The 11,634-nt window shown below is 71.3% G+C and carries 7 protein-coding genes; all 7 read left to right on the top strand.

The window, feature by feature from the left end:
* Nucleotides 1-45: 45 nt before the first annotated feature.
* Genes PXH83_RS29090 through PXH83_RS29060 form a run of 7 tightly spaced genes read left to right on the top strand, consistent with a single transcriptional unit; the run spans nucleotide 46 to nucleotide 11,631 of the window.
* Complete coding sequence (locus PXH83_RS29090; protein ID WP_274564361.1) at nucleotides 46-1,359, top strand: nucleotide sugar dehydrogenase; 1,314 nt, start codon at nucleotides 46-48, stop codon at nucleotides 1,357-1,359.
* Nucleotides 1,349-2,629, top strand: coding sequence for a glycosyltransferase family 4 protein (locus tag PXH83_RS29085; RefSeq protein ID WP_274564359.1), 1,281 nt, complete (start codon nucleotides 1,349-1,351; stop codon nucleotides 2,627-2,629). Before PXH83_RS29090 ends, PXH83_RS29085 begins: the two co-directional genes overlap by 11 nt.
* Nucleotides 2,626-3,993, top strand: a complete 1,368-nt coding sequence (locus PXH83_RS29080) for a Wzz/FepE/Etk N-terminal domain-containing protein (protein ID WP_274564358.1) — start codon at nucleotides 2,626-2,628, stop codon at nucleotides 3,991-3,993. Before PXH83_RS29085 ends, PXH83_RS29080 begins: the two co-directional genes overlap by 4 nt.
* Nucleotides 3,990-5,510, top strand: a complete 1,521-nt coding sequence (locus PXH83_RS29075) for a Wzz/FepE/Etk N-terminal domain-containing protein (protein ID WP_274564356.1) — start codon at nucleotides 3,990-3,992, stop codon at nucleotides 5,508-5,510. The genes PXH83_RS29080 and PXH83_RS29075 overlap by 4 nt, the downstream gene beginning before the upstream one ends.
* Nucleotides 5,511-5,513: 3 nt before the next feature.
* Nucleotides 5,514-7,448 carry an asparagine synthase (glutamine-hydrolyzing) gene (gene asnB / locus PXH83_RS29070; RefSeq protein ID WP_274564354.1) on the top strand — a complete coding sequence of 645 codons (1,935 nt, stop codon included), beginning with the start codon at nucleotides 5,514-5,516 and terminating at the stop codon, nucleotides 7,446-7,448.
* Nucleotides 7,449-7,465: 17 nt separating this feature from the next.
* Nucleotides 7,466-9,667: a bi-domain-containing oxidoreductase gene (locus PXH83_RS29065; RefSeq protein ID WP_274564353.1), complete on the top strand. Its 2,202-nt coding sequence runs from the start codon at nucleotides 7,466-7,468 to the stop codon at nucleotides 9,665-9,667.
* Nucleotides 9,664-11,631: an alginate lyase family protein gene (locus tag PXH83_RS29060; RefSeq protein ID WP_274564351.1), complete on the top strand. Its 1,968-nt coding sequence runs from the start codon at nucleotides 9,664-9,666 to the stop codon at nucleotides 11,629-11,631. The genes PXH83_RS29065 and PXH83_RS29060 overlap by 4 nt, the downstream gene beginning before the upstream one ends.
* The last annotated feature ends 3 nt before the right edge of the window (nucleotides 11,632-11,634 follow it).

The raw sequence follows: 11,634 nt of genomic DNA, 5'->3' as shown, positions 1-11,634 counted from the left end.
ACGGATGGCAGGCCAAAACGGCCTGCCCAGGGGGAGGAACGGGTCATGAGGGTCAGCGTCTTAGGGCTCGGCTACGTGGGCTGCGTGTCGGCCGCGTGCCTGGCGAGCCTGGGTCACGAGGTCATCGGGGTGGACGTGAACCAGGTGAAGGTCGACCTGGTCAACGACGGCGAGGCCCCGGTGGTCGAGGAGCGGATAGGCGAGCTCATCGCCGAGGTCGTGCGGACCGGAGCGTTACGCGCCACCGCCGACGTCCGCGAGGCGATCATGGGCAGCGAGGTGTCGCTGATCTGCGTGGGCACGCCCTCGGAGCCCAACGGCAGCCTGTGCACCACATACTTGGAGCGGGTCACCGAGCAGATCGGTGCCGCGGTGGCCGAGCGGGGCGGGCGGCAGACCGTCGTGTTCCGCAGCACCATGCTCCCGGGCACCTGTCTGAATCTGCTGGTTCCGATCCTGGAGAAGTACGTCGGCACGGCCGGGGTGGACTTCGGGGTCGCGGTCAACCCGGAGTTCCTGCGCGAGGGCACGAGCGTGCGGGACTTCTTCGACCCGCCCAAGACCGTCATCGGCGAGCTCGACGCGGCAAGCGGCGACGTGGTGGCGGCGCTGTACGAGGGGCTGCCCGGCGAGGTGTTCCGGGTGCCGGTCCCGACGGCCGAGGCGATCAAGTACGCGGACAACGCGTTCCACGGCCTCAAGATCGGCTTCGCGAACGAGCTGGGCGCGGTGTGCCAGGCGCTCGGGGTGGACTCGCACCAGGTGATCGACGTGTTCCTGGCCGACCGCAAGCTGAACATCAGCCCCGCCTATCTGCGGCCCGGCTTCGCCTTCGGTGGCTCCTGCCTGCCAAAGGACCTGCGCAGCCTGGTGCACGCGGCGCGGCGGGCCGATGTCTCGGTCCCCATCCTCGCCCATGTGCTGCCCTCCAACTCCGAACACCTGCAGCGTGCGGTGGAGTTGGTCGAGCGCACCGGCAAGCGTCGGGTCGGCCTGTTCGGTCTCTCCTTCAAGCCCGGCACCGACGACCTCCGCGAGAGCCCGCTCGTCGAGCTGGCGGAGCGGCTCTTCGGCAAGGGGTACGACCTGCGGATCTACGACCCCAATGTGAACCTCTCCCGGCTGCTCGGCGCGAACCGCGAGTACATCGAGACCCGGCTGCCGCACCTCGCCCAGCTCCTTGCGAACTCCGTCGACAAGGTGCTGGACCATGCCGAGGTGTGCCTGGTCGGGACCAGGGATCCGGCCGTGGTGTCGGCGCTGCCCCATGGCGACGGCCCGGTGATTGTCGACCTCATCCACCTTCCCGACGCCGACGCGCGCCGGACCGAACCGGGGTACGTGGGCCTTGCTTGGTGACACATCGTTTGATGACACAGCCAGCGGCGACCGGCCGGACCGGCGCGCGCTGATCCTGGTGGAGAACCTGTCGGTGCCCTTCGACCGGCGGGTGTGGCAGGAGTGCACGACGCTGCGCGACGCGGGCTGGACGGTGCACGTCATCTGCCCCCGGGGGACGAAGCGGGACACCGAGCCGGAGGCGGAGATCGACGGGGTGCGGATCCACCGCTACCCGTTGCGCGCGGCCACCGGAGGACCGGCCGGCTATCTGCGCGAGTACGGATCGGCCTTGTGGCACACGTTCCGGCTGGCCCGCAAGGTCGGCCCGGTCGACGTGGTCCACGCCTGCAACCCGCCCGACCTGCTGTTTCTGCCGGCGCTGTGGCTGAAGCGGCGCGGCACGCGGTTCGTCTTCGACCAGCACGACCTGGTGCCCGAGCTGTACCTCTCCCGGTTCGACCGCGGCAAGGACCTGCTCTACCGCGCCGTGTGCGCGCTGGAACGGCGGACCTACCGGGCCGCGGACGTCGTGCTCGCCACGAACGAGAGCTACCGGGACGTCGCGCTGCGCCGCGGCGGCCGGAGGCCGGAGGACGTCTTCGTGGTGCGCAGTGCGCCCGACATCGACCGCTTCCACCCGGTGCCGCCCGAACCGGAGTTGAAGCGCGGCAAACCTCATCTGCTGTGCTACCTCGGCGTGATGGGCCCGCAGGACGGGGTCGACTACGCCCTGCGCTCTCTCGCCAAGCTGCGCGACGAGCTCGGGCGGACCGACTGGCATGCGGTGTTCGTCGGCGCCGGCGACGCCTTCGACGCGATGGTGGAGCTGTCCCGGCGGCTCGGGCTCTCGGAGCAGGTGCAGTTCACCGGGCGCATCCCGGACGCCGACCTGGTCCGCTATCTGTCCACTGCGGACGTGTGCCTCTCCCCCGACCCGCGCAATCCGCTCAACGACGTGTCGACCATGAACAAGGTCCTGGAGTACATGGTGATGGGCCGGCCGATCGTCTCGTTCGACCTCCGGGAGGCGCGGGTCTCCGCCGGTGACGCCGCCGTCTACGCGCCCGCCAACGACGAGGCCGAATTCGCCAAGCTCATCACGGAGTTGCTCGACGATCCGGAGCAGCGGGCCCGGATGGGCAAGATCGGCCAGGAGCGGATCGGCGGGCCACTGTCCTGGCGGAACTCGCAGGCGTCGCTGCTGGCCGCCTACGCCGCCGCCTGCCGTGAGAACGCTCCGGTGTCGGCGCGCGGCCCGGGCCGGATACGGAGGAGGCCGGGCCGTTGAGCGACGACACGATACGCCTGGTCACCATCGGCCGGATCATCCGTCAGCGCTGGCGGCTGCTCACCGTCCTCACGTTGGTGGGTGCGCTCGTCGGCTACGGCACCTCTCTGCTGTTCCCGCCGCGTTATACGACGTCGGCATCGGTACTGCTGCCGGGTCAGTGGGAGGAGCGCGAGCTGCTGACTCAGGCGGAGATCGCGACCAGTTCGGTGGTGGTCAACCGTGCGGCCGCCACGCTCGGCTGGACCGGGGTCAGCGGCAGCGAGCTGCGGGACCGGGTGAGCGCCAAGGCCACCGACGGGAACATCGTCAAGATCTCGGGTACGGCCGACAGCCCGGAGCGCGCACAGGAACTCTCCGACCAAGTGGCCCAGCAATTCGTCACATTCGCCGCGCGGCTCGCAGGCGACAACACCGACTCCGAAGCGACGACGGGGCCCGAGGAGCTGCGGAAGATGGTGGTGCAGACCAGCCGCCGCATCACCGAGCTGGCCGAGGCGACCGATCCGGGGCAGACCGTGGAGAGCGTGCAGACCCGCACCGAGCTCGCGAAGCTGCGCACCGCGCTGCAGGACGCCATCAAGAAGCTGGACCAGGTCGACCCGGCCGCCAACAAGGCCAACATGGTCGTCATGGGGCCGGCGGCCCGGCCGGACAGCGAGGCACCGCCGACGCGGATGCAGCTCATCGTCGCCGGGGCGGTGCTGTTCTTCCTGCTCGCGGTCGTCGGCCATCTCACCGCCGCACGGATGAGCCGTCGGCTGCGCACCGAACCGGAGATCGCCGCGGCGCTGGACTCGACGCTGCTCGGCACCGTCGACGTACCCGGTGAACGGTCCGCGCACCGGCCGGAGGACCACGGCCCGCGGGCCCGGATCCGCCGGCTGCTCGGCGTCGACATCCGGTGGGACATACCGCCCCTGCAGACCTCCGGCGACGAGGCCGGCAGGCAGCTCCGCTACCGGCGGGTGTGCACCCGGCTCCGGGACCAACTCCCGGCCCCCCGAAGGCTGTTGGTTGTCGTCCCGGCCGGCGACGAGATCGCCCGCCGAGCCGCCGGACAGCTCGTCGCCGAGGCCGAGGGCGATCCGATGCTGCGGGTGGTAGGAGTTTCGACGTCCCGGCCCATGGTGCCGGACCGCACCAACGAGTCCGGTGCCCTGATCGTGCTCAGCGCGGGCAGCTGGACCTCAGCGGAACTCGCCGACATCGCCGGGGCATGTGCGGACGCCAAGCACGAGGTCGTCGGCATCGTCCTCGCCGGCCTGGTCCGGACCCGTCCGAAACGGTCCGCCGGCCATCCTCGGGATGCCGCCACGCTGGCGCTCGCGGTCGGCGACAACGCGACGGGAGGTTCAAGGTGACGACGAGTACGACTTCGGAGTCGTCGGCCGCCGCTCCGCTCTTCGACCTGCAGGCGCTGGTGGTGGCGGTACGCAGACGGCGCCGCCTCTGGTCCTTCATGGCACTCCTCGGGCTGCTCGTCGGCGCGGCGGTGGCAGTCCTGATGCCGCCACCGCCGACCGCGGTGACCAAGGTGCTCGTCGCGCATCAGGCCGACCAGCCGAACGACCCCGGAACGCTGATCCGCACCGACGTCGCGCTGCTGCAGACCACACGGATCGCCAGTAACGCCCTGCAGGCCCTCAACTCCATAGACAAACCAGAGGACTTCATGCAGGACTACGAGGGCATCGGCTTGACCAACAACCTGCTGCAGATCAATGTGACGGGTGACAACGACGCGGAAGCGGTGGCCCGCGCCAAGGCGCTGGCCGAAGCGTTCGTCGCGAACCATGTGAAGCAGATACAGGCAGCCGCGAAAGCCGAGGCCAAGGCTCTGCTCGACCAGCGCGACCGCATGCGGGACGAACTCGCCCAGGTCAACAAGGCGATCGGAGACGGACCGCAGGACAACAGCCCGGAAGCCTCGGCGAACTTCGAGTCGCTCTTCGCCCGCCGGGCCGAACTCACCTCGCGGATAGCCGATTTCGATGAGCGCGCGGCGGAGGCACGCACCGGCACGCCCCAGCTCATCGCCGGCACACAGATCGTGGACGCCCCGCGCGCGGTGCAGCACTCCCTGCCCAAGGCCGCCGCCACCAACGCCGCGATCGGGCTCGCACTCGGACTCGTCCTCGGGCTCGCGCTGGCCGCGGTCGGCTCGGTGGTGGCGGACCGCCCCGTGCTGCGCCGGGAGATCGCGGCGAACCTGGGCGCCTCGGTCATCACGGAGCTGCCCCGCCGGACGGGCAGGCCCTGGCAGCGCCGACGGATCCGCGAGGCACGGACCAGGCTCACCACGTCCCTGGCCCGCACGGTGCTCGGCTCCGCGGAACCGGTGTCGCTCCTTGAACTGGGCTGTGCGCGCAGCACGAGTGCGATCGCCCTGGACCTCGCCCGGGCACTGGAACCGGAGGGGCCCGTGGTCATCATCGACGGCCTGCCGGGCCCGCAGCTCGGGGGCCGCCGCCTGAAGCCGGGAGACCCGACCGTGGTCAGCGGCGAGCGTGCCGCGGCCGTGCCGCAGCAGGAGCGCCGGCTCGGCGTCGGCTCGGTGGCGCCCGGCACGGCGTGGACCGACCTCCAGTACCTCGGCACCCGGACCGTGCTCGTCGTGCGTGCCGGGCACGGCAGCGCCGCATGGCTGCACACCGTGGCGCGGCAGCTCGCGGACCAGGGCATCGCGGTGATCGGTGTGGTGCTGATCGACCCCGATCCGCGGGACAGAACCGACGGCACGCTGTGGGACGGGCTGCACACCGCGCTGCGCGGCCAGAGCGAGCGCTTGGCCCGACAGAACGGGACGGGCCGGCGGCGGACGGAGCGGCAGCCGATGTGGGCCGCACGGGTCCCGGACAGCGACCAGGAGGCGCGGTAGCACATGTGTGGCATCTCAGGAACTTACCTATGGCCGGACGGGAAGGCCGTGACCGACCGGCTCACCGATACCCTCGCCCACCGCGGCCCGGACGGGGCGGGCCGGTACGGCCACCCCGCCGGTAACGGCGAAGTACAGCTCGGGCACCGCCGGCTCGCCGTCATCGACCTGTCCGAGACCGGCGCCCAGCCGATGGTCTCGGGCGGCCTGGTCCTGACGTACAACGGTGAGCTCTACAACGCGCCCGAGCTGCGGGCCGAGTTGGCGGCCGCCGGGGTGCGCTTCCGCGGTACCTCCGACACCGAGGTGCTGCTCGAGGCCTGGCGGCGCTGGGGAACGGACTGCCTTCCCCGGCTGCGCGGCATGTTCGCGTTCGGGATCTTCGACGAGCGCACCGGTGAACTGGTGCTGGCGCGCGACCAGTTGGGCATCAAGCCGCTGTTCCTGCTCCGGCGCGGTGCGGGCCTGGTGTTCGCCTCCGAGCTCAAGGCGCTCGCCGTCGCCACCGGCGGGTCGCTGGAGGTGGACCATGCGGCGCTGGTGGCCTCGCTGTTGTACTACTGGGTGCCGGACTCGCGGTGCGCGTACCGCGAGGCGGAGAAGCTGCCGCCGGGAAGCTGGCTCAGGTGCCGGCCCGACGGCCGGGTGGAGCGCGGCCGGTACTGGCACCTGAGGGACATCGCCGCCGAGGGCCGGGAGCGGGCTCGGAGCGGCGAGCAGCCGGACCTGGCCGCCGTCGTCGAGGAGTCGACCCGACGCCATCTGCTCTCCGACGTACCCGTGGCGACCTTCCTCTCCGGCGGTCTCGACTCCAGCTACCTGACCGCGCTTGCGGCCCGCGACCGACCCGGGATCTCCGCGTACACGATCGGATTCCGCGCCGAGGACGCCAAGTTCGAGGCGATGCCGGACGACCTTCGCTACGCCCGGCAGGTGGCCGAGCGGTTCGGCGTCGACCTGCACGAGATCGAGATCGCGCCGAATGTGCTCGACCTGCTGCCCGAGATGACGTACCACCTGGACGAGCCGATCGGCGACCCCGCCGCGATCAACACGTTCCTGATCTGCGAGGCCGCCCGGGAGGCGGGGGTCAAGGTGATGCTGTCGGGGATGGGCGCCGACGAGCTGTTCGCCGGTTACCGCAAGCACCTGGCCAACCTGATCGCGCTGCGCTACCAGCGCGTCCCGCGGCCCCTGCGGCGCGGCCTGTCCAGGGCCGTGGACAGGCTGCCGGTCGCCACGGCCCGCCGCGGGTACCGGTCGGTGCGCTTCGCGAAGCGGTTCCTCTCCTTCGCCGATCTGCCGGAGGAGACCGCGTTCCGGCGCAGCTACACCATGTACGACCAGGACGAGCTGCTCGCCCTCGTCAATCCGGACTTGGCCCAGGCGGTCGAGGACGTGCTGACCGAGCACGCGGACATCTACCAGGACAACGACCTCGACGACTTCGTCAACCGCATGTGTCTGGGCGACGCCCGGATGTTCCTGCCGGGCCTGAACCTCGCTTACACGGACCGGTCGAGCATGGCCGCGTCGACCGAGGTGCGGGTGCCGTACGTGGATGTCGAGGTGGTCAAGGCGGCGTTCGCCGTGCCCGGCGATCGCAAGATCGTCGGACGACAGGGCAAGGCCGTCCTCAAGGAAGCGGCCACCTCGATCCTGCCCCGGGAGATCGTGTACCGGCCCAAGGGCCTGTTCAGCGCCCCGCTGCGGGCCTGGATGAGCCGGGATCTGGCACCTCTGGTGCGCGAGGTGGTCAACGACGGCGTGCTCGTCAACTCCGGGCTCCTGCGCCGCGACGCGCTGGCGCGCATGGTCGCCGAGGACGCCGCCGGGCAGCGGGACTTCTCCAAGCATCTGTGGCATGTGCTGACCCTCGAGTACTGGTATCGCGGCGCGACCTCTGGCTCCGGCCAGAGCACCCGCTTAACGGCATAGGAACAAGGGGACTTCGGGTGAAGCAGGTTGTACAGAACTACAAGAGCGGCGAGCTGACGGTGCTCGACGTGCCGGTGCCGGGGTGCAAGGCGGGCGGTGTGCTGGTCCGCAGCGCCTACTCGCTGATATCCACCGGGACCGAGCTCATGAAGGTGTCCGAGGCCGGCATGTCGATGCTGGGCAAGGCCCGCACCCGGCCGGACCAGGTGGCCAAGGTCATGCAGAGCGTGGCCACCAACGGGGTGCCCGCCACCTACCGCAAGGTGATGGGCAAGCTGGACTCCTACACGCCGCTGGGCTACTCGCTGTGCGGGGTGGTCGAGCAGGTCGGCACCGGGATCGACGATGTGAAGGTCGGCGACCTGGTGGCCTGCGCCGGCAACGAGCACGCGTTGCACGCCGAGCTGAACTGGGTGCCGAAGAACCTCTACGCCCGGGTGCCGGACGGCCTCGCGCCGCGGCACGCGGCCTTCGGCACCGTCGGGTCGATCGCGATGCAGGGCGTCCGCCGCGGCGAGCCACAGCTCGGCGACGTGGCCCTTGTCATCGGCCTCGGTCTTATCGGGCAGTTGGTGGTGCAGCTCCTCACCGCCTCGGGGGTCCGTGTCGTCGGGGTCGACCCCGACCGGGCGCGCTGCGAGCTCGCCGAGCGCCTGGGCGCCGCGGCCTGCGGTGATCCCGCGTCCGCGGCCGTGGAAGCCTCCGTCGCCGAGCTCACCGGCGGTCACGGCGTGGACCAGGTGTACCTGGCCGCCGGCGGCGGCAGCAACCAGCCCGTCGAGCTGGCCGCCCGGCTCTGCCGGGACCGCGGCCGGGTCGTCGACATCGGCAAGTGCCGCCTGGACCTGCCATGGAACGCATACTACGAGAAAGAGCTCGACGTCCGGTTCTCCCGCAGTTACGGCCCCGGACGCTACGACCCGGAGTACGAGCTCGAGGGGCGGGACTACCCGATCGGCTACGTGCGCTGGACTGAGCGCCGCAACCTGGCGTGCTTCCTCGATCTCCTCGCCCGCGGCCGCATCGACGTGGAGCCCCTGGTCTCCCACATCGCCGACTTCGACGACGCCGTCGAGACGTACCAGCGCCTGAAGGACGGCGACCTGAAGGCCGTGGCCGTGCTGTTCCGGTACCCCGAGCAAGCGAGGGAAGCGGGGGAAGCGGCCCCGGCGGTGGCCGTGCCCGCGGTGCGACGCAGCGGCAAAGCGCCCACCCCGGCCCGGCCCGCCAAGGCGTCGGTGCGGGTGGCGTTCGCCGGCGCGGGAAACTACGCGACCTCGATGCTGCTGCCGCACCTGGCACAGCGCGACGGCGTCGAGTTGTCCACGGTCGTCACCACGACGGCGCTGTCCGCGGCCAACGCGAAGCGGAAGTTCGGCTTCGCCGAGGCGACCACCGATCTCGACGCCGTGCTCGACGACCCGTCCATCGACGCGGTGTTCGTGGTCACCCGCCACAGCTCGCACGCCGAACTGACCCAAAGGGCACTCCTTGCCGGCAAGGCGGTGTTCGTGGAGAAGCCCCTGGCGCTCACCGAGGACGAGCTGGCCGGCGTGCTCGCGGCGGTGGAGAAGTCCGGCAACGACCGCCTGCAGGTGGGCTTCAACCGCCGGTTCGCGCCGCTGCTGCAGGAGGCCAGGAAGCGGTTCGGCGCCCGGAACGGTCCGGCGAGCCTCCGCTACCTGGTCAACGCGGGCCGGCTGCAGCACGGCAGCTGGTACCTCCAACAGGGCACCGAGGGCTCGCGGTTCGCCGGCGAGGGCGGACACTTCATCGACACGGCAAGCTGGCTGCTCGAGGCCGACCCGGTCTCGGTGTACGCGGTCGCCACGTCCGGCAACGAGGACCTGCAGGTCGTGCTGCGCTACCCGGACGGGTCCACCGCCACCATCAGCTACGTCACCACCGGCTCGTCGGCCTTCCCCAAGGAGACGCTGGACCTGATCGCGGACGGCAAGGTGCTGCGGCTCGACGACTTCGTCCGTGCCTCGCTGTTTGCAGACGGAGGGGTCGGCCGCAAGCGGTGGGTCAGTTCGCGGCTGCCCAAGGCCCGGGACAAGGGCCAGTCTGCCGAGCTGGCCGCGTTCATCAAGGCCGTGCGGACCGGCGGGCCGATGCCGGTGTCGCTGGAGTCGCTGGTCGCCACCACGTCGGCCACCCTCGCCGTGCAGGCCGGCCTGGCCGGCGGCGCGCCGGTGACGTTGGCGAGGGCGCGATGACCATGAGCGCGGGCTGGTACCTGCGGCGGTTGTCCCGGATGGGACCGCGGGAGGTCGGCGGCCGGGTGGGCGACGCGGTGCGCAGGCGGCGGTGGCGGTCGGCGCTGCCGGACTGCCCGAGCGTGACCGGCGCCCGGTTCACCGCGGTACTGCCCGCCGGGACGATCGCCGCAGTGCCACCGGACGCTGCGAAACGTCTCATCGCCGAGGCGGACCGGCTGATGGCCGGGCACGCCGAGTTCTTCGGCGTGGACCGCGACGACCTGGCCGACCCGGACTGGTGGTACGACCCGAAGACCGGGCGCCGGGCTCCGTGGGGCTACGCCTTCGACGTGCCGTACCGGAACGAGGACGTGGTCGGGGACATCAAGCAGATCTGGGAGCCGTCCCGGCATCAGTACCTCACCGTGCTCGCCGCCGCCTACGCGATCACCGGGAACGAGCGGTACGCCGAGCGGGTGGCCGAGCACCTGCGGTTGTGGTGGACGGCCAACGCGCCACTACGCGGAGTGCACTGGATCAGCGGCATCGAGCTGGGGATCCGGCTGCTTTCCTGGGTGTGGATCCGCCGGCTGCTCGACGGCTGGCCGGGCGTGGCCGGTCTGTTCGAGGACAACCCGGTGGCGCTGAACCAGATCTGGCACCACCAGCGCTGGCTGGCCGCCTTCCCCAGCCGGGGATCTTCGGCGAACAACCACGTCATCGCGGAGGCCGCCGGGCAGTTGGCCGCGGCCTGCGCGTTCGGGTGGTTCCCCTCCTCGGCGCGTTGGCGAGCCGGCGCGCTCAAGTCGCTGGAGCGGCATCTGCGCAGCAACACCTTCGAGTCCGGCCTCAACCGCGAGTTGGCCACCGAGTATCACGGACTTGTCCTTGAGCTCGGCCTGGCCGCGGTGGCCGAGGCGGACGCCGCCGACGTGCCGGTCCCCGCGTCGATCCGCCTTGTGCTGCTGCGGATGACCGACGCGCTCGCGGCAGTCGTGGACGGCCGGTTACGGCCGCCGCGCCAGGGAGACGCGGACGACGGGCACGGTCTGGTCGTGGATGGCGCGGGCACCGACCGCTGGGCCTCGCTGCTGGCCACCGGGGACGCGGTGTTCGGCCGGCTCGCCTGGTGGCCGGCGGCGGGTGGCACCGATGTGCGCACCCCGCTCCTTGCCGCGCTCATCCGGCCGTACGCGAAAAATGAAATCGCACCGGCCGTGACCCGCCCGGCAAGCCGACCGGCCCATTTCGCTGACGCGGGCATGACGATTCTGCGCGGTCCGGAGGACATCTGGTGCCGCTGCGACGGTGGTCCGCACGGGTTCCTGTCCATCGCCGCGCATGCCCACGCGGACGCGCTGTCCGTGGAGGTCCGGCACGACGGGGTCGACGTGCTCGCCGACCCGGGGACGTACTGCTACCACGGGCAGCCCGAGTGGCGGCAGTACTTCCGGTCGACCCTCGGCCACAACACCCTGCAATTGGACGGCGGTGACCAGTCCGTCTCCGGCGGCCCGTTCCTGTGGACCCGGCAGGCCCGCAGCCGCGTCCTGGTCGCGGACACATCCGACGCCTCCGACGGGGGGACGGCCCGCTGGTGCGCCGAGCACGACGGTTACCAGCGCTCCGTGCACCGCCGCCGGGTGGAGCTGACCGCCGCGAGCCAGGAGCTGCGGGTGGTCGACGAGGTGCGCGGCCCGCGCCGTGCCGTGCAACTGGCCTTCCACCTCGGCCCGTTGATCGCCGCGGATCTGGTGGGGAACCGGGCACAGCTCACCTGGACCCGGGACGGCGAGGACCGCTCCGCGGTGCTCGACCTGCCCGGGCAGCTGTCCTGGCGGGCGCATCGCGGCGAGACCGAACCGCCGCTGGGCTGGTACTCCGCCGGCTTCGGGCGCAAGGAGCCCACCACCGCGCTGGTCGGCACAGGCTTCGCCGACGGCGTGGAGGGGTTCACCACCGTACTCAGGTTCCGGGGCTAGGGG

The organism is Streptomyces spiramyceticus (assembly GCF_028807635.1).
In the GTDB taxonomy this organism is placed as follows: Bacteria; Actinomycetota; Actinomycetes; order Streptomycetales; family Streptomycetaceae; genus Streptomyces; species Streptomyces spiramyceticus.
Note: the sequence above shows the minus strand (reverse complement) of the source record. Positions and strands in the feature narration are given on the sequence as shown.

Bases quoted from the DNA above. Each gene is read 5' to 3' on its own strand.
- PXH83_RS29090 (WP_274564361.1), top strand. From the start codon at position 46: ATGAGGGTCAGCGTCTTAGGGCTCGGCTACGTGGGCTGCGTGTCGGCC.
- asnB (WP_274564354.1), top strand. From the start codon at position 5,514: ATGTGTGGCATCTCAGGAACTTACCTATGGCCGGACGGGAAGGCCGTG.
- PXH83_RS29060 (WP_274564351.1), top strand. From the start codon at position 9,664: ATGACCATGAGCGCGGGCTGGTACCTGCGGCGGTTGTCCCGGATGGGA.